We start from the raw sequence: 22351 nt of genomic DNA, 5'->3' as shown, positions 1-22351 counted from the left end.
ATGCAATTTTTGAATCAGTTCTTCTTCGATATCTACCCTTATCTGGCCGGCGCGGTATTCCTGATCGGCAGCTGGTTGCGTTACGACTACGGGCAGTACAGCTGGCGCGCCGGCTCCAGCCAGATGCTGGATAAAAAGGGCATGCGGCTGGCGTCCAACCTGTTCCACATCGGGATTATCGGCATCTTCGCGGGCCACTTCCTCGGCATGCTGACGCCGCACTGGATGTATGAGGCCTTCCTGCCGATCGACGTGAAGCAGAAGCTGGCGATGATCGCCGGCGGCGCCTGCGGCCTGATGACGCTGATCGGCGGCGCGCTGTTGCTGAAGCGCCGGTTGACCAACCCACGGGTGCGCGCCACCAGCAGCTTCGCCGACATCATGATCCTGACGCTGCTGGTGGTGCAGGTGTGTCTGGGGCTGCTGACCATTCCGTTCTCCGCCCAGCATATGGACGGCAGCGAAATGATGAAGCTGGTGGCCTGGGCGCAGGCGGTAGTGACCTTCCACGCCGGCGCCTCTGCGCACCTGGAAGGGGTGACGATTATCTTCAAACTGCACATGGTGCTGGGCATGACGCTGTTCGTGCTGTTCCCGTTCTGCCGCCTGGTGCACATCTGGAGTGCGCCGGTAGAGTACCTGACCCGCCGTTATCAGCTGGTGCGCAACCGCCGCTGAGCCTGACCCCGCCGCCGCCGATCGCCAGCGGCGGCGCTATTCCGATAATTCCCCCGCCGTCTGCCCATTCTCGCCGCCTTGTCGTAAACTAATTATCTCAGTCATGTTACGCTTATGCTTCCGCCGACGGACGTCGGCCCGTGGTAGCCGATAACAAGAGATACCGCCTTGATGAAAGGCATTTTGGGACATAAAAACCGGGGATGATCCGCGTGGCCTTCGTGCCGTGCGGGAGAATCGCTTTATGGATAGTCAGGTTAATCAATAACAATAATGACCACACAATGTCGCTCACCCGAGCTGTTGCCTCTGAAAATCATTGCCACCGGGGCCGCGTTGCCGCCCAACTGCGTGGCGTCTTCTACGCTCGACGCTCGCCTGGGGAAACCGGCCGGCTACGTTGAAAAACGCTCGGGTATCGTTTGCCGCTATCACGCCGCCGACGATGCCAGCCAGGCCGAACTCGCTGCCGCTGCGCTGCAAGATGCGCTGGCTCGCCACGCCATCCCGGCAGCTTCCATTGACCTGCTGATCTCCGCCTCGGCGATATCGGTGCAGGCGCTGCCATGCACCGCCGCGCACATTCTCAAGGTGGCGGGGCTGGCGGCGGGCACGCCGGGCTTCGACATCAACAGCAGCTGCGTCAGCTTTATCTCTGCGCTGCAGGTGGCGGCGGGGCTGTTGAACGCCGGGACGTATCGGCGTATCGCCATCGTTTCGGCGGATCTCGCTTCACGCGGCATCGACTGGCAGCACGAAGAGTCGTCGCTGATTTTCGGCGATGGCGCCGCCTGTGCCATTGTGGAGCGCGGCGACGGCGCTAGCGGCATCCTCGCCAGCCTGGTGGAAACCTATCCCGCTGGGAGCGAACTGTGCGAGATCCGCGCCGGCGGTACGCGTCGTAACCCGCGCGCCGGCATGTGTGAGCAAGACTTCCTGTTTCATATGCAGGGCAAGCCGCTGTTCCGTCAGGCGTCGGCGCTGATTGAGGGCTACCTCGACCGGCTGCTGAACGCCAGCGGCCTGACCCTGGCCCAGATCGCCACCGTGGTGCCGCATCAGGCCAGCCATCTGTCGCTCGAACATATGCGCAAGCGGCTGCACGTCTCCAGCGAGGCGCTGGTCGACATCTACCGCCATCATGGCAATCAGGTGGCGGCGTCCATCCCGACGGCGCTGCATGCCGCTGCGACCACCGGGCGCTTCAATCCCGGTCAGCCGGTGATGCTGATCGGCACCGCCGCCGGGCTGGCGCTGGCCGGCATGGTGTTGCTGCCATGAGGGTGCTGGTCACCGGGGCGACCAGCGGGCTGGGACGCAACGCGGCGCAGTGGTTGCTGGAGGCCGGACATCAGGTGCGCGCCACCGGCCGCGATGAACGGGCCGGCGCAACGCTGCGTCAGCTGGGCGCCGAGTTTTGTGCGCTCGATCTGGCGCAGGCCACGCCGCAGCAATGTCGGGAGCTGGTGACCGACTGCGAGTGGGTGTGGCACTGTGCGGCCAAGTCTTCGCCCTGGGGCAGCAAGGCGGAATTTCACCGCATCAACGCCGCGGCGACGGAGAAGCTGGCGGAGGCGGCGGGGCGCTGTGGCGTGCGGCGCTTCGTGCATATCTCCACGCCGGCAATCTACTTCGATTTTCAGCCGCATTACGATCTTGACGAGGGTTACCGTGCCCGGCGCTTCGCCAATCACTATGCCGCCAGCAAGTATGCGGCCGAACAGCGCCTGTTGGCGCAGGCGAAGATCTATCCGCAAACCACCTACATTATGCTGCGGCCGCGCGGCCTGTTTGGCCCGCACGATCGGGTGATCGTGCCGCGGCTGTTGCAGCAGCTCGAACGCGATCGCGGCGTATTGCGATTGCCCGGCGGCGGGCAGGCGTTGCTGGATCTGACCTTCGCTCCCAACGTGGTGCACGCCATGGAGCTGGCCAGCCGGCAGCGCGGATTGCCGTCCGGCGCCGTGTACAACATCACCAATCACCAACCGCAGCGGCTGGCGGAGATGCTGGATGCGCTGCTGCGTCAGGCGCTGGGGCTGAGTTACCGGCTGCAGGCCGTGCCCTATCCGCTGCTGCATTCGCTGGCCGGCGGCATGGAGCTGTGGGCAAGCCTGAGCGGCAAGGAACCGATGCTGACGCGCTACAGCGTGGCGGCGGTGCATTTCGACATGACCCTGAGCCAGACCCGCGCGATCGAAGAGCTGGGCTATCGGCCGCGTTACTCGATGGAAGAGGGGATCCGCCTGACCGGCGAGTGGCTGCGGCAGCAAGGAGGCGGACAACATGGCTAAAGTCACCGTTTTTGAAGTGGGCTATTGCACGCATATCGGCTGCATGGCGCTGCGCGGTGCCGGGTTCCGGGTGTGCAAATTCCCGGCGCGCGCCTATCTGCTGGAGGTGGGGGAGCGCCGCTGGCTGTGGGATACCGGCTACGCGCATTATTTTCAGCAGCACACGCAGTCGGGGCTGTTCAGCCTTTACCGCCGTATGACGCCGGTCTATTTCGATCCCGCCGAGTCGCTGGCGCATCAGCTGCGCGCTGCTGGTTACGGTGAAGGCGACATCCAGGCGCTGATCGTCTCGCATTTTCACGCGGACCACATCGCCGGGCTGCAGGATTTCAGCCAACTCGATTTTATTTGCTCCGGCGAAGGCTGGCAGCAAACCCGTGGGCTGCGCGGTTTCGCGGCGCTGAAGCGCGCCTTTATTCCCGGCCTGATCCCGGCGGACTTCGAGAGCCGCCTGCAGTTTATGGAGGCTTTTCCCTCAGTGGCGTTGCCCGCGCTGCTGGCGCCGTTCGATCGCGGTTATGCGCTGCCGGGCAGCGAAGGGCAGATCGTGCTGGTGCCGTTGCCGGGGCATGCGGCCGGCCATATCGGCGCCTTTATCCTCACCGATGCCGGTTGGACGCTGCTGGCCAGCGACGCCGCCTGGTCGCCGCAGAGCTACCAGACGCTGCGTGGGCCCTCGCGCCTGGCCAATCTGGTGATGGACGACGCGGCGGCGTACACCCGCACGCTGGAGCGGCTCAACCAGCTGTGGGCGGGCGGCCAGATCAACATTTTGCTGTGTCATGAGGGGGACCTGTGATCCCCTTCATGACCCTTTGGCACTATTTCCGCGCCCGACGCCTGCGCTTTGGCGATCGTGCGGCGCTGGAGGCGTATCAGGCCCGGCAGCTCACGGGCTTTGCCCGCCGGGTGCTGAGCAAGAGCCCCTATTTTCAGCGTTTCAGCCGCCGGCCGTTCGCCGAATGGCCGCAGATGGACAAGGCGCTGATGATGGCGCAGTTCGACCGGATGAATACCGCCGGGCTGCAGCGCGATGCGGTGCTGGCCTGCGCGCAGCGCAGCGAGGCGGATCGCGATTTCACGCCGAAGATCGGGCGCTACAGCGTCGGATTGTCGTCCGGCACCTCCGGGCAGCGCGGCGTGTTTGTCGTCAGCCCGCGCGAACAGCAGGTGTGGGCCGGCGGCATGCTGGCGAAAATGCTGCCGGACGGGCTGTTGGCCGGCGAGCGCGTTGCGCTGTTTCTGCGGGCGGACAATAACCTCTATCACAGCGTGAACAACCGTTGGCTGAGCCTGGCGTTTTACGATCTGCTCGCGCCGTTCAATGCGCATCTGCCCGCCTTGGAACGGCAGGCGCCCAGCATCATCGTGGCGCCGGCGCAGGTGCTGCGCGCCCTGGCGCTGGCGGTGCTGGCCGGGCAGGTGACGCTGCCGGTCAAAAAAGCGATCTCGGTCGCCGAGGTGTTGGAAGAGCAGGATCGCCGCCTGCTGCTGCAGGTGTTTCCGGCGGTTGGCGAAGTGTATCAGGCCACCGAGGGGTTCCTGGCCGCCACCTGCGCGCACGGCACGCTACATCTGAACGAAGAGTTTTTGCATATCGAACCGCAGTGGATCGACGAACTGCGCTTCACGCCGCTGATCACCGACTTTACCCGCAGTACGCAGCCGATCGTGCGCTATCGGCTGGATGATGTATTGGTGCTGCGCCAGGAACCCTGCCCATGCGGGCAACCGACGCGGGCGATTGCGCGTATCGAAGGGCGGCGCGACGATCAGCTGATGTTACCCGATGCGCAGCGGCAACCGCAGGCGGTGTTCGCCGATGCCTGCAGCCGGACGATCGCCAATGCGTTGCCGCTGACCAGCGATTACCGCCTGATCCAGCGCGGCGAGCAGCGGCTGGAGCTGATTGCCGATTGCAGCCAAGCGGAATTGGCGCACTGCCAGGCGCAGCTGATCGCACTGTTCGCCCGTCAGGGCATCGCCACCGAGCGGCTCGAATGGCGGCTGACGACGCAGGCGGTGCTGCCGCAGTTCGATCGCAAGCGGCGGCGCATCGTGCGCCAGGCGGAGGAAGCATGAAAAATACGCTGTTCAGGCTAGGGCACATGTTGCTCGGCTGGGGGACGGTCGGGGTGGTGTATAGCCTGACCGATCGCCTGCAGGGGGCGGGAACCCTGTTGCCGCCGTCGGCGCTTGACCGGGCGATCCCGTTTAACCCGGCGGCCATTTGGCTCTATCTGTCGTTTTTTCTCATCGTCCCGGCAGGCTATTTGCTGGCGCCGCTGCGGCGAATCAAATGGCTGACGCTGGCGATGCAGCTGACGGCGCTGGGCGCCGGAGCGGTTTACCTGCTGTGGCCGACCACCATGGCCTATCCGCAGAACGAGGGCGTTGGGCTCAGCGCGCAGCTGCTGGCGGTGTTAACGCAGGTGGATTCGGCGCAGAACTGCCTGCCTTCGTTGCACATGGCGCTGACGGTGCTGGCGGTGTGGGCGCTGAGCGACGGCGAGCGCAAAATGCGGACGGCGCTGTGGATGCTGTGGGGCGTGGCGATCGCGTTCTCCATTCTGCAGCTGCGCCGTCACTTGTTTGTCGATTTGGCAGGTGGCGCCTTGCTGGCGCTATGCGCCGGTGGGCTGGCGCTGCGTATAAAGGCCCTGCGCAGGCGCGTGGTTAAAGGAGAAATGGGATGAGCGATCTGGCGTTGCCGATAGTGTTCATGCTGTTCATCGTGGTGGCCGAGGCGGTGGCGCTGCAGTGGGGGCGCCGTGAGCCGGTCAACTGGCACGATCTGGTGTTCAACCTGAACTCCGGCCATATCATGCTGTGGCTGTTCCGCGGGCTGGAGATCACCTGCTACGGCTACGTGGCCGCGCATTTCAGCCTGGGGCTGCTGGACGCCTGGCCGCCGCTGCTGATGTGGCTGTTCGCCCTGCTGGCGTGGGACTTCGGTTTCTACTGGCTGCATCGCCTGCACCACCGCTTCCGCGTGCTGTGGGCGGTACACGTGGTGCACCACCAGGGGGAGCACTTCAACCTGTCGCTGGGGGTGCGCAACTCCTGGTATTCGTCGCTGACGTCGATCCCGTTCTTTTTGCTGCTGGCGCTGGCGGGCGTGCCGCTGTCGGTGTTCGTCGCGGTGTCGATTTTTCACTACAGCATTCAGCTGTTTAACCACAATGCGCTGACGCCGAAGCTGGGCGTGCTGGAAAAAATCCTGGTCACGCCAGCGCACCACCGGGTGCACCACGTCAAGGACATGGCGTATTCCAATAAGAACTTCGGCGGCAGCTTTATCTTTTGGGACAAGCTGTTCGGCACCTTCTGCCCGGCGTTGCCGACCACGCCGTTCAGCTATGGCGTCAGCGGTGACAGGCCGTCTGCCAACCCGTTCTGGGCGAGTAATCTGCCGTTCCTGCGCTATTTGCGTCTGACATGGCGCCCGGCGCCGGGCCGACCACGCGACCGCCGTTCGGCACTCAGCGTATTCAGCGGCGCCATGCTGTTGTTCACGCTGGTGGTCGGCTACGTCTACCAATACGGCTATGGTTACGGCGACATCAGCTGGCCGCAAATGGCGCTGCTGGTGCTGCTGGCGTTGGGATCGGTAGCGCTGGGCGGCATGACGGAAGGGCGGCCGTGGGCGAGCGCCGTCTGGCTGCTGATCGCGCTGGGCATGCCGCTGCTGTTTATCGGCTATCTTGGCTGGCCGCAGCGCTATTGGCATATCGCCATGGCCGCCGTGGCGCTGCATGCCCTGTGCATCGCGCTGGGCTGGGGGCGAGTGGCCGCATCGGCCGCCGTGGAGGAACCGCATGGCTGAGTCATTGCCGCCGCTGCGTTTTCCCGCCGATGGCGAGCAGGCGTTTCATCGCGATCTCAAGCGCGCGGCGCACGCCTGCCTGGCGGGCGATCATCGCTATGCCGATGCCGCGCGGCTGGTCAAGGCCGCGCTGTTGTTGGTGTTGTGCGCCGGGTTTTACGCGCTCAGCCTGATGCAGCATCAGCCATGGGCGTTTTTCCTTTGCTATTTCCTGTTCGTGACCATGGGTATGCTGCTCAACGTCAACGTCAACCACGATGCTTCGCATAACGCCTTCCTGCGTGCGCCCTGGGCCAATCGCCTGGTGGGGCGGGTGGTGACGCTGCCGCTGGGCGTCGATCCGGACTATTGGCGTACGCGGCACGTGGATTACCACCACGTTTACGCCAACGTGGAGCATTACGATCTGGACACCGAAGAGAACGGCTTTTTCCGCCAGACGCCTTTCCAGCGCTGGCGGCCCCATATGCGCTATCAGCATCTGTACTGGCCGCTGATCGCCGCGCTCTCCTTGCCCTATATCGCCTGGATTTTCGATTGGTCCGATCGGCTCGATAAAACGCCGCTGCGGGAAAAACGCGTGCTGGCGGGGCGCGGCGGTTGGACGCTGTTCGTGCTGTGCAAGCTCGCGCATCTGGCGCTGGTGCTGGTGGTGCCGCTGATCGTGGGCCACTTGCACGGCATCGGCTGGGGCTGGGTGTTGCTGGCTTACGCGCTCAGCCAGATGTGCGCCTCGCTGCTGGTGGTGTTCTTGCTGCTGGGCACCCATTGGGCGCAGGCCGAGTTTTACCCGGCGCCGACGGGCGACAGCATGCCGCAAGGCTGGTATCGGCACAATTTCGCCACCGCCTGCGACTGGCAGCCCGAACCGCGCTGGCTGGAGCATCTGACCGGCGGGCTGAACTATCACCTGACCCATCACCTGTTTCCCGGTTGGAATCACCGCCACTATCCGGCGCTGGCCGCCGCGGTGGCGGAAGTGGCACAGCGGCACGGCATGGCGTACCGCTGCATCGGCTATCGCGAACTGCTGGCGCAGCAACAGCGCTTCTTGCGGCGGATGGGGCAGCCATGAAACCGCTGCGTCCGTTAGCCTATCGGCGCGACGACAACGGGTTGCACCGCGCGCTGATGCAGGCCGCCCAGCATTATCTGGCGGCCAACGGCGATCACCGTTTCGCCGACGGCGGCATGCTGGCGAAGGTCGCGCTGCTGCTGGCGCTGTGCGGCCTGTGTTACGGGTTGAGCCTGCAGCAGCAAAACGGCTGGGCGTTTTTCGCCTGCTATTTCGGTTTTATCTTTATCGGCATGTTCCTGACGGTGAACGTGGTGCACGACGCCTCGCACAACGCGTTTTTCCGTCGGCCCTGGGCCAACCGTTGGCTGAACGCCCTGGTGAGTGTGCCGCTGGGGCTGGATCCCGACTGCTGGCGCGTGCGGCACGTGCTGTTCCACCATGCCCATAACAATATCGAACATTACGATCCCGACATCGACGCCAACGGCGTGCTGCGGCAAACGCCGTTCCAGCGCTGGCGCCCCTTTATGCGCGCGCAGCGTTACTATTGGCCGCTGGTGGCGGCGCTGACGTTCCCGTACTACATCTGGTTGTTCGATTGGCTGGACAGGGCGGGCCGCACCCGCGTGGCGGCGCGCATGGCGCAGCAGGGCGTGCGTGGCTGGTGCGGGTTTCTGGCGGGTAAGGCTGCACACCTGCTGCTGGCGCTGGCGATCCCATGCTGGCTGTTGCCGCCGGCTATCGGCATCGGGCAAATTCTGCTGGTCTATTTGCTGAGCCAGATGCTTTCTTCCTTGCTGTTCGTGATGTTGATCATCGGCACCCACTGGGCCAAGGCCAACTTTTATCAGGCGCCGGCGCAGGGCACGATGCCGCACGGCTGGTATCACCACGTGTTCGCCACCACCTTCGACTGGCTGACCCGGCCGCGTTGGCTGGGGTACTGGCTCGGCGGGGCGAACCTGCATTTGACGCATCATCTGTTCCCGCACTGGAGCCACCGCCATTACCCGGCGCTGAGCCGCATCATCGGCGAGGTGGCGCCGCGTTTCGGCATCGACTACCGCCTGCTGGAACTGGAGGAGCTGTTGCGTCTGCAGCAACGCTTCCTCAGCGCGATGGGCCGCAAGCCGCACTAGCGTTGCATGCGGATTGTGCGAGGCGTTACGCAGTTCACTAATTGAACGATATTTGCCCTTCCAGTAGACTTTCCCTCTGTGAATCAACGGCCACAGGAGGTGGACTATGCGCAGCTTGCCGATTCGGTTATCGAACAAAATTGATGATGATCTGAACGATATCGCCCGGCGTCACGGGATGGAAAAAACCGAGGTAATCAAAATGGCGTTTGCACTGATTACCCTTGCCGATAAGTACTGGATGAAACAGGATGGTACTTCTCTTGGCATTGTTCGGGAGAAGGGTGAACAGCTTGAAGCGGTGGGGCGGGTCGTGGAGATCTTCCCATGAACATCGAAAGCCGTAATCTGCGCGATGAGGCCAGCCAGGTTTATCTGGAGCAGGTCTTGGTCTTCGACGAAATGGAGCGGCTGCGCCTGGCACGCCAGGTGCTGTGCGGGATATTCGCCGTCAGCGTGGGCGTATTCGCCGCCCACGCGTATTGGGAGAAAAACGAAGCGCTGAATCAGGTGTTTGAGCTGGTGAAGATCGGCGCCTTGCCGCTGGTCACGCTGGTGGTCTCTTTTTACTTTCCCAACAGCGCGTCCAGATAAGGCGCCGCGTCAATGCGACTTCATGCCCGCCGCGGTCATCAGCAGGCGGAACAGTGAGGCAACCACGAATAACCCCAGCACGCTGGCGCTCCAGATGATCACCAGCCAACCGATGCGTTTCCACCAGGGCGCCGGAGCGGCGGTTGCCGTTTTATCTTGCATAGCGTCCTCCCTTCTCAATGATAGCCGTGTTCATGGCTGATCTTGCCGCGGAACACGTAGTAGCTCCAGAAGGTGTAGACCAGAATGATTGGGATGATGAACAGCGCGCCCACCAGCATAAAGCCGAGGCTCTGCGGTGGTGCTGCGGCGTCCCACAGGCTGATGGCCGGCGGGATCAGGTGCGGCCAGATGCTGATGCCAAGTCCGCTCAGGCCGAGGAACACCAGCAGCAGCGTCAGCATAAACGGCGAGTAGTGCGCGCCGCGTTTCACTCCGCGTTGAATTCCCCAGGCGCTGAGCAGCACCAGCAGCGGTACCGGCAGCAGCCAGAACAGGTTAGGCAGCGTAAACCAGCGGGCGGCGATTTCCGGATGGGCGATCGGCGTCCAGACACTGACCGCAGCCAGCACCAGCAACAGGATGGCCAGCAGCGGCGTCGCCAGGTGATACATGCGTGCCTGCAGTTCACCGGCGGTTTTCATCACCAGCCAGGTACAGCCGAGCAGGGCATAGGTCACCACCAGCCCCAGCCCGCAGAACAGCGCGAACGGCGTTAGCCAGTCCAGCGCGCCGCCGGCGTAGGTGCGGCCTTCTACCGGGAAGCCGTTGATCACGGCGCCCACCACCACACCCTGGCTGAAGGTGGCGAACAGTGAGCCCCAAATAAACGCCTTGTCCCAGATATGGCGCTTCTCCGGCGTCGCCTTGAAGCGAAACTCGAAGGCCACGCCGCGGAAAATCAGCCCGATCAGCATCAGCGTCAGCGGGATCGCCAGCGCGTCGAGGATGACCGAATAGGCTAGCGGGAAGGCGCCGAACAGTGCGGCGCCGCCCAGCACCAGCCAGGTCTCATTGCCGTCCCACACCGGGGCGACGGTGTTCATCATCAGATCGCGGTCGCCGCTCTCTTTCACCCACGGAAACAGGATGCCGATGCCCAGGTCGAAACCGTCCATCACCACGTACATCATGGTGCTGAACACGATGATGACAAACCAAATCAGCGGAAGATCGATACCCATGTTCAGCTCCTGTCGTCCAGAGTGTCGTTGACCGCGGACAGCGGACGCGCCGGCCGGCCCTCGGTATTGTCTTCTTGGTGTTCATGCGGCTGCGGCCCTTTGCGGATCAGGCGCATCATGTAGGAATACCCCACGCCGAACACCGAACAGTAGACGATGATGAACGCCAGCAGGCTGATGCTCATGTGCAGGTCGCCGTGCGCGGAGACTGCATCCTTGGTGCGCAGCAGGCCGTACACCACCCACGGTTGGCGGCCGATCTCGGTGGTGAACCAGCCCGCCAGCAGCGCCAGCAGCCCGGAAGGGCCCATCCACAAAATGAAGTACAGGAACGGACGCGACTGATACAGCCCGCCGCGCCAGCGCAGCCACAGGCTCCACACCCCGGCCAGAATCATCAGCATGCCCAGCCCGACCATGATGCGGAACGACCAGAACACCACGGTGGAGTTGGGGCGATCTTCCGGCGGGAAGGATTTGAGCGCCGGTACCTGTTCGGTCAGGCTGTGCGTCAGGATCAGGCTGCCGAGGTAAGGCACCTCCAGCTTGAAGCGGGTTTCTTCGCGCTGCATGTCCGGCCAACCGACCAGGATCAGCGGCGTGGCTTCGCCCGGCGGATTTTCCCAGTGGCCTTCGATGGCGGCGATCTTCGCCGGCTGGTGTTTCAGCGTATTCAGGCCGTGCGCATCGCCGATCATCGCCTGCACCGGCGCGACGATCAGCGCCATCCACATCGCCATCGACAGCATTTTGCGCATCGCCGGGGTATCACGGCCGCGCAGCAGATGCCAGGCGGCGGAGGCGCCGACGAAGAACGCCGAGGAGAGGAAGGCGGCGGTGGACATGTGCAGCAGGCGGTACGGGAAGGACGGGTTGAAGATCACCTTCAGCCAGTCGACCGGGACCACCTGGCCGTTGATGATTTCATGCCCCTGCGGGGTCTGCATCCAGCTGTTGGAAGCCAGGATCCAGAAGGTGGAGATCAGCGTGCCGAGCGCCACCATGCAGGTGGCGAAGAAGTGCAGGCCGGGGCCGACGCGGTTCCAGCCGAACAACATCACGCCGAGGAAACCGGCTTCGAGGAAGAAGGCGGTCAGCACTTCATAAGTCAGCAGCGGCCCGGTAATGCTGCCGGCGAACTCGGAGAAGAAGCTCCAGTTGGTGCCGAACTGATAGGCCATCACCAGCCCGGACACGACGCCCATGCCGAAGTTAACGGCGAAAATCTTTGACCAGAAATGGTAAAGCTCACGGTAGGCTTCATTGTGCGTTTTCAACCATAACCCTTCCAGCACCGCCAGATAACTGGCTAAACCGATGGTGATGGCGGGGAAGATGATATGGAAAGACACGGTGAAGGCGAACTGTATTCTGGCGAGTTCCAGTGCATCAAGACCCAGCATGGCGCCTCCTAGGGTTGAACATAAATTAACCTCTTGAGTATAGCTGTCATTTTTATGTGAAAAGCTTGGCGTTAAGTTAATCACGAAGTACAGTGACTATAATAGTGACAGTTATTTTACTTTTTCATATAACAGTTAATGGTTATGACCCGATACGAGCAGCTTGCGCAGCAGATTAGAGAACAGATCCAGAACCGGGTGTGGCGGGCGGGCGACAAGCTGCCTTCGCTGCGCGAGAGCGGCAAACGCGCCGGATTAAGCCTGATGACGGTGGTGCAGTCTTACCAACTGCTGGAGAGCCAGGGGTGGATCGTCGCCCGCCCGCAGTCGGGCTACTATGTGGCGGCGCGTCCGCAGCCGCTGCCTCAGCCTTCGCGCGGCGAGAAACTGTTGCTGAGCGAGCAGGTGGACATCAACGCCTTTATTTTTGACGTGCTGCAGGCCTGCAAGGATCCGGACATCGTGCCTTTCGGTTCGGCCTTTCCCGACGCCACGCTGTTCGCCCAGCCGAAGCTGGCGCGGGCGCTGAGCAGCGTAGCGCGCAAGTTCACGCCGCACAGTTCGCTGGCCAACCTGCCGCCGGGCAACGACGCGCTGCGGCGGCACATTGCCCAACGCTATGCGCTGAGCGGCATGCAGGTTGCCCCGGACGAAATCGTCATCACCGCCGGGGCGATGGAGTCGCTCAGCCTCAGCCTGCAGGCGGTGACCCAGCCGGGCGACTATGTGGCGATCGAATCGCCGGCGTTTTACGGCGCGCTGCAGGCGCTGGAACGGCTGCGGTTAAAGGCGGTGGCGATCGCCACGCATCCGCAGGACGGTATCGATCTGGACGCGTTGCAGCAGGCGGTGGAACAGTATCCGATCAAGGCCTGCTGGCTAATGACCCACTTCCAAAATCCGCAGGGCGCCACCCTGCCGGAGGCCAACAAGCAGCGTCTGGTGGCGCTGCTGCGCGAACGGCAGATTTCGCTGATTGAAGATGACGTTTATGGTGAGCTGTACTTCAGCGCCGAACGGCCGCTGCCGGCCAAGGCGCTCGACAGCGGCGGCCAGATCTTGCACTGCTCGTCGTTTTCCAAATGCCTGGCGCCGGGCTTTCGCGTCGGCTGGGTGGCGGCGGGGCGTTATGCGCAGCAGATCCAGCGTTTGCAGCTGATGAGCACCGTTTCCACCAGCGTGCCGACCCAGATGGCGCTGGCGGATTATTTGCTGCACGGCGGCTACGATACCCATCTGCGGCGGCTGCGGCGCCTGCTGGCTCAACGCCAAAGCGCGATGCGTCAGGCGATCGCCCACCATTTCCCGCCGACGGTGAAGGTCAGCCAGCCCGACGGCGGTTATTTCCTGTGGCTGGAGCTGGATCCGGCGCTGTCGTCGATGGAACTGTACCGGCGGGCCCTTTCCCGGGGCATCAGCATCGCGCCGGGGCGCATGTTCACGACCGGCGACCATTTCAACCACTGCTTCCGCCTCAACGCCTCTTTTGAATGGAATGACCGCTTTGAAGAGGCGATCAAAACCTTAGCCAAACTTATCCGGGGGCTGGCTGCGACCGGTTGAACCGCGATTTGCAGCGGGCTTTGCCCCAGAAAAATTCATAATGCTTTTTTCGGCAATGGAATGCCGGTTTCGTTGTTAGACAGCCCTCCAGCCGCCCATTACTCTGCGATAAATTTTGTCACATTTTTATCAACGGGAAGACGAGGGGCTGTGGGTGAGAAGAATAAAAAATAAGCTAAACAAACTGTTGCGATATCGCCTGACACCGCTGGCGTTGGTCTGCGCGCTGGGGCTGAGCGGCGTCGTTCAGGCGGAAACGCTGGCCGAAGGTATCACGCCGGCCAGCGACACCGCTCGGGTGCCGGCCGCCGCCAAACTGCGTAAAGACACCGTGGTGGCGGGCATCTCGGAACCGCAGGGGATTTTCAACCCGTATCTGTTCACCAACGGCTGGGACGAGAACGTAACCGACGTGATCTTCAGCCGCCTGATCGGCCTGGACAGCCAGGGCAAGCCAGAAGGGCGATTGGCGGAGTCCTGGCAGGTCAGCCCCGATAATCTGACCTATACCATCAAGCTGCGGCCGAATCTGGTCTACAGCGACGGCTCGCCGCTGAAAGCCGACGATATCGCCTTTACCCTGACGCTGCTGCACGATCCGGCCTATGACGGCGACACCGATATCACGCCGGCGCACATCCAGGGCGGCGCCGAGTATAAAAACGGTACCGCCGCCGGCATCAGCGGGCTGAAGGTGATCGACGATCGCACCATTCAGATCGTCACCACCCAGCCGGGCGCGACCACGTTGCAACTGATTGGCGGGCCGGTATTGTCGCGGGCTTACTACGGCAAAGACTATCAGCGCGGCAAGCTCGACAGCGTGCGCGCCTTGAACGGCAAGCCGCTCGGCAACGGCCCCTATATTTACGACAAGTACGTGCCGGGGCAGGAGATCCGCTTCCACGCCAACCCGAACTTTTACCTCGGCCCGCCGCCGATGGCGCGCTTTATCTACCGCGTCACCAACCCGGCCACCAACTTCCAGCTGTTCCAGACCGGTGAGACCGACTACGACGCCTTTACCGCCAAACCGGACGATATCGAACAGCTCAAGCTGCTCGGCTTCGCCAATATCAACCTTTACAGCTCAAGCGATTACAGCCGCGTTGATTTCAACCTCAGACGCCCGGCGCTGCAGGATAAACGGGTGCGCCAGGCGCTGATCTACGGCCTCGATCGGCAAAAGCTGATCGCCGTGGTGTACCAGGGGTACGGCAAGGTCGCCAACCAGCCGATTTCGCCGATCTCCTGGGCCTATGACGCGAACGGCATCAATCCCTACGCTTACGATCTCGATAAGGCTGAGAAGCTGTTGGACGAGGCCGGTTGGCGAGTGGGCGCGGACGGCATTCGGCAAAAAGACGGTAAAAAGCTGGAGCTGACGCTGCTGGTAACCAAAAAGCTGATCAACGACGCGCTGGTGCCGATCGCCAAGGATAACTACCGCCGGCTCGGCGTGGTGCTGAAACCGCAGGTATTGGACTTCAACGCGCTGTTGGCGCAGCGCAAGGCGGGCAATTACGACCTGGCGTCCCTCAGCACCAGTACGCTGAACGATCCGCACGACGGCGTACGCGATTTCATCAGCAGCGAGAGCGAGACCGGTTATCACAACCCGCAGGTAGACGCGCTGATCGCCAGGGCCAATGCCACGCTGGATATCGCCCAGCGCAAGCCGCTGTATCACCAGCTGTATCAAGCGTTGGCGGACGATCCGCCGGTGATCCTGCTCGGCAACCGCGAGATTTTGAGCGCCAGCAGCGCGCGCGTCACCGGCTTTAAACCGGATATCTACAACGGATTGGTCGGCAGCCTGCCGAACGTCAAACCGGCGCCGTAACGCCCTGACGCCGCCGCGCCATTCCGGGCGGCGGCGATGGAACCCGCGATGAGAAACTTTATCCTGCGCCGTCTGTTGCAGACTATCCCGATGCTGTTGTTGGCTTCCTTGCTGATTTTTTGCATTTTCGCCCTGGCGCCCGGCGATTTTATCGACGGCAACATCAATTTGACCGCGCAACGCGCCGCCGAGCTGCGGGCGCTGTATGGGTTGGATCAGCCGTTGTTCAGCCGCTACCTGCACTGGCTCGGCCGCTTGCTGCAGGGCGATCTCGGTTTTTCGCTGCAGTATCAGATCCCGGTCAGCACGTTGCTGAATCAATACATCTGGAACTCGTTCCTGCTGGCGGCGGTGGCGATGGTGCTGTATTGGGGCATCGCGTTGGCGGTGGGGGTGATCTCGGCGATGAAACCCTATTCGCTGTTCGATCATTTGATCACCGTGGCGGTGTTCGCCGCTATGTCGTTTCCGACGTTCTTCCTGTGTCTGCTGCTGATCAAATGGTTCGCCGTCGACCTGCACTGGCTACCGGCGGGCGGCATGTTGCGTACCGGCAGCGAAGCGAGCGGACTGGCCTGGGCGCTGGAGGTGGCGGCGCACCTGCTGTTGCCGGTGCTGGCGCTGGTGATGCTGCAGGCCGGCAGCCTGACGCGCTATTTTCGCGCCAGCATGCTGGAGGTGATCCGCATGGACTATATCCGCACCGCGCGCGCCAAGGGGCTCAGGGAGAAAACGGTGATCCTCAAACACGCGCTGCGCAATGCGCTGTTGCCGATCATCACCCTGCTGGGGTTCGAGCTGCCGGGATTGTTCTCCGGCGCGCTGATCACCGAAAAAATCTTCAACTGGCCGGGCGCCGGACATATCCATATCGATTCGTTGGCGGCGCGTGATTACCCGGTATTGATGGGGTTCACGCTGTTTCTGGCCGCCTTGACCATTCTCGGCAATCTGCTGGCGGATATTCTGTACGCCTACGCCGACCCGCGCATTCGCTTGAGGTAACACGATGTTGGTTACGCTGTTTTTCGGCCGCCGTCGCCGCTGGCGCCAGGCGCAACTGCCTGCGCTGGCGCAACTGTCGCCACCGCCCGCCGCTCAGGCCTGGCGACGTTTGCGCCGCCACCGACCGGCGATGATTTCGCTGGCGTTGCTGGTGCTGTTGGCGCTGCTGTGCCTGATTGGGCCGTCGCTGTCGCCGTGGCACGACGATGCCGGCGACGTGCTGAATATCAACCAGGCGCCGAGCGGCGCGCACTGGCTGGGCACCGACTTTCTCGGCCGCGATATCTGCACCCGGCTGCTGCTGGCGGGGCGGATATCGCTGACCATCGGCCTGGTGTCGATGCTGCTGTCGGTAACGCTGGGCTACGTGCTGGGGGCGCTCGCCGGTTATCTGGGGGGCGTGGCGGACAGGCTGATCATGCGCTTCGCCGATCTGCTGATGACCATTCCCGGCCTGCCGCTGCTGATCATCATGGGGGCGATGCTGACCGAACTCGACGTGTCGCCGGATTACCGTATCTACATGGTGATGATCATGCTGAGCCTGCTGGGCTGGCCGTCGCTGGCGCGGCTGGTGCGCGGCCAGATCCTGTCGCTGCGCGAGCGGGATTTCATGTTGGCTACCGAGGTGCTGGGGCTCTCTACCCGGCGGCGTCTCTTCGGCCATCTGCTGCCCAACACCGTGCCGATTTTGGTGGTGGTTGCCACCATGGCGGTGGCCAACGCCATCCTCAGCGAGTCGGCGTTGAGCTACCTTGGGCTGGGCGTGGTGCCGCCGACGCCGTCGTGGGGCAACATGATGGACGCCGCCAATAGCCTGATCGACTTTCAGCGCCGCCCCTGGCTGTGGATGCCGCCCGGGCTGGCGATCTTCGTCACCGTGGTGGCGATCAATATTTTGGGCGACGGCCTGCGGGACGCGCTCGATCCGAAAATGAACGGGGTAACACGATGAGCCAACCGCTGGTGGCGTTCGAGCGACTGTCGGTGTCGTTTCAGGGGGAACAAGGGCCGGTGCGGGCGGTGCAGCAGGTCAGCCTTGAGCTGCAGGCCGGGCAAACGCTGGGGATCGTCGGTGAGTCGGGCTGCGGCAAAAGCGTGACCGCCATGGCGCTGATGGGGCTGTTGCCGCAGCCGCTGGCGCAGGTAGACGGCGGTGAAATTCGCTTTGAAGGGCAAAACCTGCTGTCGCTGCGGGCCTCCAAGATGGCCGATCTGCGCGGCAACCGACTGGCGATGATCTTTCAGGAACCGATGAGCGCGCTCAATCCGGTGTTGACCCTCGGCGAACAGCTGGTGGAGCCGCTGATTCGCCACCTGACCCTGTCGCCGAAAGCGGCCTGGCGTCAGGCGATTCAACTCTTGACTGAAGTGGGGTTGGCGCGCGCCGAGGCACTGATGCGCTGCTATCCGCATCAGCTTTCCGGCGGCATGCTGCAGCGCGTGATGATCGCTATGGCGATCGGGTGCCGTCCGGCGCTGCTGATTGCCGACGAACCGACCACGGCGCTCGACGTTACGGTGCAAGCGCAGATCCTGGCGTTGCTGCGTGAGCAGAACCGGCGACACAACATGGCGATGATCTTGATCACCCACGATCTTGGGGTGATCGCCCAGATGGCGGATCGGCTGGCGGTGATGTACGCCGGGCGCGTCGTCGAGCAGGGCACGACGCGGGAAGTGCTCGCCGAACCGCGGCACCCTTATACTCAGGGGCTGATCGCCTCGCGGCCGGTGCCGGGGCAGCGGCGTCGCCGTCTGTATTCCATTCCCGGCCAGGTGCCGGATCTGGCGCGCTTGCCTGATCACTGTGCGTTTGCCGAGCGCTGTGCGCAGGCTTCCGCTCGCTGCCGCGATGGCATTCCGCCGCTGTACGGCACGCCGCAGCGCCAGTCCGCCTGTTTCCTCAACGCCGGAGGGCGCCCGCATGTCGACTGAACCTTTGGTGGAAGTGAAAGGATTAAAGAAATATTTTCCGCTGCGCGACGGACTGTTCGGGCGCACCACCGGTCAACTGAAGGCGGTGGACGACGTCAGCTTCAGCATTCGCAAGGGGCGCATTTTCGGGCTGGTGGGCGAGTCAGGCAGCGGAAAAACCACCGTCGGCCGCACGCTGCTCGGCCTGCACGACAAAACCGCCGGTGAGGTAATGTTCAAAGGGTTGGCACTGGATAGCCTGAGTAAAGATGCGCTGCGCGCCCTGCGGCCGAAAATGCAGTTAGTGTTTCAAGATCCGTACAGTTCGCTGAACCCGCGCCTGCGCGTGGGCGACGCCATCGGCGAAGCGCTGTTGCAACACGGCCTGGCGAGCAAGGCGGAACTGCGCGAACGGGTGCTCGATACCCTGGCGATCTGCGGGCTGTCGCCGCAGCATTATGGGCGGTTTCCGCATGAGTTTTCCGGCGGCCAGCGCCAGCGCATCGGCATCGCGCGCGCGCTGATCCTGCAGCCGGAGTTTATCGTCGCAGACGAACCGATATCGGCGCTCGACGTGTCGATTCAGGCGCAGATCATCAATCTGTTCTCCGATTTGCAGGAACGGCAGGGGGTGACGCTACTGTTTATTTCGCACGATCTCGGCGTGGTGGAGCATCTGTGCCAGGATGTGGCAGTGATGTATCTGGGGCAGATCGTTGAGAGCGCCGATCGCGACGCGCTGTTTCGCCAACCGCTGCATCCCTACACGCAGGCCTTGTTGGCAGCGGTGCCGACGCTGGATGCGCAACGCGCGCCGGCGTGGGTGGCCGGCGGCGAGCCACCGAACCCCGCCAACCCGCCGCGCGGCTGCCGTTTCCATCCCCGCTGCCCGCTGGCCACGGCGCAGTGCCGCGAACAGGCGCCGCAGCTGCGCAGCGTGGCGCCCGGTCATCAGGTGGCTTGCCACCTGGTCGGCTAGCGTCAGGACAGGTAATGCTTCAACGCGCGCCCGGCCTGGTGGATCGCCGAATGCACCGCCGGGACGTGGGCGAGCGGATTCAACAGGCCGTAGTCGTGGATCAGCCCGTTGTAGCGGGTGGCGGTGACCTCGACGCCGGCGGCATCGAGCAGACGCGCGTAAGCTTCGCCTTCATCGCGCAGCACATCCAGCTCGGCGGTCTGCACCAGCGCCGGCGGCAAGCCCCGCAGCTGTTCCGGCGTGGCGTTGAGCGGCGAAGCGTAGATATCTTTGCGCTGCGCCTTATCGGGCGCGTAGCTGTCCCAAAACCACTTCATCATGTTGCGGGTCAGGAAATGGCCTTCGGCGAACTGATGATAGGAGTCGGTATCAAACTGGGCACGGGTGACGGGCCACAGCAGGATCTGGCAACGCAGCGCCGGTATGCCTTTCTCTTTGGCCATCAGGCTGACCACCGCCGCCATATTGCCGCCGGCGCTGTTGCCGACCACCGCCAGCCGTGAACCGTCGACGTTGATCTTCTCGCCGTACTCGGCCACCCATTCGGTGGCGGCGTAAGCCAGGTTGATCGCCTCGGGGTAGCGCACCTCCGGTGAGCGGGGATAGTTGACGAACACCGCCGCCGCGCCGGAGCTGTAAACCAGATCGCGCACCAGGCGCTCGTGGGTGGGGAAATCGCCCAGCACCCAGCCGCCGCCGTGAAAGAACATGAATACCGGCGGCGCCTCGTTGACCCTGGCCGGCCGCACCAGCTGCAGCAGAATATCCTGACCTTCTACGTGAATCGTTTTTTCGCTGATCTCGACCTCGCGCAGCGGCACCTCGACGCTGCGTTGCGCGTCCTCCAAGACCCTGCGTGCCTCTTTAGGCTTCATCTGTTCCATGGGTTTACCGCCGGCGGCATTCAGCGCGTCGAGAAATACGCGGATGTCGTGCTGGGCGTGTGGCTGGCTGATATCGACGGTTTTCTTGGGCATGGTGACTCCTTGGGCGCAGAAGAGAAGGGGCGGTCAGGATCACAGTGTAGCCGCTGGCAAACAAAGCGGGAGTGGAGGCTGACGGCGGTCAGCGCGGCCCGTGTTTTGGGGATGTTGCAGGTGGGATCTCCGCGTCACTGCCGTCTTGCACAATCCTGACGCACCGCTGCACCCAATTGGGGCAAAAAGTGTGAGGGCGAGCAAATTGGGTGAAATTATTTTTGCGAGCCCGATCAGAAATTCTAAAGTTTTTCGTAATTGAATAGGATTTCGCGCGCAATGATGATTTTAGGCCTTATTTTTTAATTTATGCATTACCAATGCATAGAAAATGAATAAATATTCAATATAAGCCGTTGTTTTAACGTAAAAAATAGCAAAATCCGGCAAAAATCCCGTTTTGGCACGATAGCTGCTCTACACTCTTTATCAAACGACATGTATTTTAACTGCTCGTTAACATTTACTCCCCGCTCAGGGACCGGATATACGCCATAAATAGTGAAAAATCGATTTTATGTAACAGATTTGTTTCTAAATCAGCGGTAAGGGACAGTATTTTCTCCGCCGCGAAAGTCGGTTTTGAACAACGGTTTTTTTGCATTGTGGCGGCCTAACCGGGCTTGAGCGACCCTTACAGTCAAAATTCAGCCTTTGCTGAGATTATGAGGTCACTATGGAACAGCCAATCGCAGTTACCCGCCAGTCTTTCGATGACTGGATGGTCCCGGTTTATGCCCCTGCCGATTTTATTCTGGTGCGGGGCGAAGGATCGCAGGTGTGGGATCAGCAGGGTAAGTCTTATATCGATTTCGCCGGTGGCATCGCGGTTAACGCGTTGGGGCATGCGCACCCGGCGGTCAAGGCGGCGCTGGTGGAGCAGGCAGGCAAGCTGTGGCATCTGGGCAATGGCTATACCAACGAACCGGTGCTGCGCCTGGCCAAAAAACTGATCGACGCCACCTTCGCCGACAAGGTGTTCTTCTGTAACTCGGGCGCCGAAGCTAACGAAGCGGCGCTGAAACTGGCACGCAAACATGCGCACGATCAGCACGGCGCCGGTAAAGATCAGATTGTGGCGTTCAACAACGCGTTCCACGGCCGCACGCTGTTTACCGTGTCCGCCGGCGGCCAGCCAAAATATTCGCAGGACTTTGCGCCGCTGCCGGGCGGTATCACTCATACGCCGTATAACGATCTGGCCGCAGCGGCCGAGCTTATCAACGATCGCACCTGCGCGGTGATCGTCGAGCCGATCCAGGGCGAAGGCGGCGTGCTGCCGGCGGAAGCCAGTTTCCTGCAGGGGCTGCGTGAACTGTGCGATCGTCATAACGCGCTGCTGATCTTCGACGAAGTACAGACCGGCGTCGGCCGCACCGGCCACCTGTATGCCTATATGCAGTACGGCGTGGTGCCGGACGTGTTGACCACCGCGAAAGCGCTGGGCGGCGGCTTCCCGATCGGCGCCATGCTGACCACCGATGCGCTGGCGAAAACGCTGGGCGTCGGCACCCACGGCACCACCTACGGCGGCAACCCGCTGGCGACGGCGGTGGCGGGGGAAGTGTTCTCCATCATCAACACGCCGGAAGTGCTGGAAGGCGTCAAACAGCGTCACCAGTGGTTCATCGACGGGTTGAACGACATCAATCGCCAGTACCCGATCTTCGCCGACATTCGCGGCGGCGGTTTGCTGATCGGCTGCCAATTGACGAAGGACTATGCCGGCAAAGCGAAGCAGATCACCCAACTGGCCAACGAAGAAGGCGTCATCGCGCTGATCGCCGGTCCGGACGTGGTGCGTTTCACGCCGTCGCTGATCATCCCTGAGCAGGATGTGAAAGAGGGGCTGGCGCGATTCGCGCGCGCCGTGGCGCGCATTTGCAGCTAATCAGCGGGCTGCGCCTTCACCGGCGCAGCCTGATTCAGAA

At 62.5% G+C, this 22351-nt stretch carries 22 protein-coding genes; 18 read left to right on the top strand and 4 right to left on the bottom strand.

The genetic code is table 11. The features are described from left to right. The 11 genes from narI (at position 1) to ACJ8IL_RS02615 (ending at position 9549) form a co-directional block, all read left to right on the top strand. On the top strand, positions 1–678 hold the full coding sequence (narI, locus tag ACJ8IL_RS02665) for a respiratory nitrate reductase subunit gamma (protein ID WP_197815066.1): 678 nt from the start codon (positions 1–3) through the stop codon (positions 676–678). Positions 679–951: 273 nt separating this feature from the next. Further along, complete coding sequence (locus ACJ8IL_RS02660) at positions 952–1959, top strand: 3-oxoacyl-[acyl-carrier-protein] synthase III C-terminal domain-containing protein (RefSeq protein ID WP_197815065.1); 1008 nt, start codon at positions 952–954, stop codon at positions 1957–1959. Further along, a complete protein-coding gene (locus tag ACJ8IL_RS02655; protein ID WP_197769148.1) occupies positions 1956–2972 on the top strand; it encodes an SDR family NAD(P)-dependent oxidoreductase in 1017 nt (338 codons plus the stop codon). The genes ACJ8IL_RS02660 and ACJ8IL_RS02655 overlap by 4 nt, the downstream gene beginning before the upstream one ends. Then, positions 2965–3771: an MBL fold metallo-hydrolase gene (locus ACJ8IL_RS02650; protein WP_442516327.1), complete on the top strand. Its 807-nt coding sequence runs from the start codon at positions 2965–2967 to the stop codon at positions 3769–3771. Before ACJ8IL_RS02655 ends, ACJ8IL_RS02650 begins: the two co-directional genes overlap by 8 nt. Continuing rightward, positions 3768–5054: a F390 synthetase-related protein gene (locus ACJ8IL_RS02645; protein ID WP_164067328.1), complete on the top strand. Its 1287-nt coding sequence runs from the start codon at positions 3768–3770 to the stop codon at positions 5052–5054. The genes ACJ8IL_RS02650 and ACJ8IL_RS02645 overlap by 4 nt, the downstream gene beginning before the upstream one ends. After that, entirely contained in the window at positions 5051–5668 is a 618-nt protein-coding gene (locus tag ACJ8IL_RS02640) for a phosphatase PAP2 family protein (RefSeq protein ID WP_197810665.1), read from the top strand. Before ACJ8IL_RS02645 ends, ACJ8IL_RS02640 begins: the two co-directional genes overlap by 4 nt. After that, positions 5665–6798, top strand: a complete 1134-nt coding sequence (locus ACJ8IL_RS02635; protein WP_025303193.1) for a sterol desaturase family protein — start codon at positions 5665–5667, stop codon at positions 6796–6798. Before ACJ8IL_RS02640 ends, ACJ8IL_RS02635 begins: the two co-directional genes overlap by 4 nt. After that, positions 6791–7873 carry a fatty acid desaturase family protein gene (locus ACJ8IL_RS02630; RefSeq protein ID WP_025303192.1) on the top strand — a complete coding sequence of 361 codons (1083 nt, stop codon included), beginning with the start codon at positions 6791–6793 and terminating at the stop codon, positions 7871–7873. The genes ACJ8IL_RS02635 and ACJ8IL_RS02630 overlap by 8 nt, the downstream gene beginning before the upstream one ends. Continuing rightward, complete coding sequence (locus tag ACJ8IL_RS02625) at positions 7870–8955, top strand: acyl-CoA desaturase (protein WP_043138502.1); 1086 nt, start codon at positions 7870–7872, stop codon at positions 8953–8955. Before ACJ8IL_RS02630 ends, ACJ8IL_RS02625 begins: the two co-directional genes overlap by 4 nt. A 106-nt stretch (positions 8956–9061) precedes the next feature. Continuing rightward, positions 9062–9286, top strand: coding sequence for a hypothetical protein (locus tag ACJ8IL_RS02620; RefSeq protein ID WP_025303190.1), 225 nt, complete (start codon positions 9062–9064; stop codon positions 9284–9286). Beyond that, on the top strand, positions 9283–9549 hold the full coding sequence (locus tag ACJ8IL_RS02615; protein ID WP_033643416.1) for a hypothetical protein: 267 nt from the start codon (positions 9283–9285) through the stop codon (positions 9547–9549). Before ACJ8IL_RS02620 ends, ACJ8IL_RS02615 begins: the two co-directional genes overlap by 4 nt. A gap of 9 nt (positions 9550–9558) precedes the next feature. Here the strand turns inward: ACJ8IL_RS02615 and ACJ8IL_RS02610 are convergent, their stop codons facing one another. From ACJ8IL_RS02610 to ACJ8IL_RS02600, 3 genes are read right to left on the bottom strand one after another with little or no spacing between them, the layout of a single operon-like run. Continuing rightward, positions 9559–9711 (bottom strand): DUF2474 domain-containing protein, encoded by a 153-nt coding sequence (locus ACJ8IL_RS02610; protein ID WP_071605360.1) that lies wholly within the window; start codon positions 9709–9711, stop codon positions 9559–9561. A gap of 14 nt (positions 9712–9725) precedes the next feature. Beyond that, entirely contained in the window at positions 9726–10733 is a 1008-nt protein-coding gene (gene cydB, locus ACJ8IL_RS02605; protein ID WP_025303188.1) for a cytochrome d ubiquinol oxidase subunit II, read from the bottom strand. Positions 10734–10735: 2 nt separating this feature from the next. Continuing rightward, positions 10736–12136, bottom strand: coding sequence for a cytochrome ubiquinol oxidase subunit I (locus tag ACJ8IL_RS02600; RefSeq protein WP_016927376.1), 1401 nt, complete (start codon positions 12134–12136; stop codon positions 10736–10738). 144 nt (positions 12137–12280) lie between these two features. Between ACJ8IL_RS02600 and ACJ8IL_RS02595 the strand changes: the two genes are divergently transcribed. The 6 genes from ACJ8IL_RS02595 to ACJ8IL_RS02570 all read left to right on the top strand — a co-directional run bounded on the left by ACJ8IL_RS02595 (position 12281) and on the right by ACJ8IL_RS02570 (position 19443). Further along, the gene (locus tag ACJ8IL_RS02595) at positions 12281–13699 is read left to right on the top strand and encodes an aminotransferase-like domain-containing protein (protein WP_141968265.1); all 1419 of its coding nucleotides are present in this window, start codon (positions 12281–12283) and stop codon (positions 13697–13699) included. A 187-nt stretch (positions 13700–13886) separates the two neighbouring features. Next, a complete protein-coding gene (locus tag ACJ8IL_RS02590; RefSeq protein ID WP_405050669.1) occupies positions 13887–15542 on the top strand; it encodes an ABC transporter substrate-binding protein in 1656 nt (551 codons plus the stop codon). Between the two features lie 48 nt (positions 15543–15590). Next, the gene (locus ACJ8IL_RS02585; protein WP_004934604.1) at positions 15591–16547 is read left to right on the top strand and encodes an ABC transporter permease; all 957 of its coding nucleotides are present in this window, start codon (positions 15591–15593) and stop codon (positions 16545–16547) included. A 4-nt stretch (positions 16548–16551) separates the two neighbouring features. Beyond that, positions 16552–17502 carry an oligopeptide ABC transporter permease gene (opp4C, locus tag ACJ8IL_RS02580; RefSeq protein WP_060433287.1) on the top strand — a complete coding sequence of 317 codons (951 nt, stop codon included), beginning with the start codon at positions 16552–16554 and terminating at the stop codon, positions 17500–17502. After that, positions 17499–18485, top strand: coding sequence for an ABC transporter ATP-binding protein (locus ACJ8IL_RS02575; RefSeq protein WP_141998280.1), 987 nt, complete (start codon positions 17499–17501; stop codon positions 18483–18485). Before opp4C ends, ACJ8IL_RS02575 begins: the two co-directional genes overlap by 4 nt. After that, positions 18475–19443, top strand: a complete 969-nt coding sequence (locus ACJ8IL_RS02570) for an ABC transporter ATP-binding protein (protein ID WP_025303182.1) — start codon at positions 18475–18477, stop codon at positions 19441–19443. Before ACJ8IL_RS02575 ends, ACJ8IL_RS02570 begins: the two co-directional genes overlap by 11 nt. Before the next feature lie 2 nt (positions 19444–19445). On the opposite strand, the gene ACJ8IL_RS02565 is transcribed toward ACJ8IL_RS02570, so the two are convergent. Continuing rightward, a complete protein-coding gene (locus ACJ8IL_RS02565; RefSeq protein ID WP_442516326.1) occupies positions 19446–20420 on the bottom strand; it encodes an alpha/beta hydrolase in 975 nt (324 codons plus the stop codon). A 676-nt stretch (positions 20421–21096) separates the two neighbouring features. On the opposite strand from ACJ8IL_RS02565, the gene ACJ8IL_RS02560 reads away from it, so the two are divergent. Beyond that, the gene (locus ACJ8IL_RS02560) at positions 21097–22311 is read left to right on the top strand and encodes an aspartate aminotransferase family protein (RefSeq protein ID WP_025303180.1); all 1215 of its coding nucleotides are present in this window, start codon (positions 21097–21099) and stop codon (positions 22309–22311) included. The last annotated feature ends 40 nt before the right edge of the window (positions 22312–22351 follow it).

This window comes from Serratia sp. CY47444 (assembly GCF_052168635.1).
Lineage (GTDB): Bacteria > Pseudomonadota > Gammaproteobacteria > Enterobacterales > Enterobacteriaceae > Serratia > Serratia bockelmannii.
Note: the sequence above shows the minus strand (reverse complement) of the source record. Positions and strands in the feature narration are given on the sequence as shown.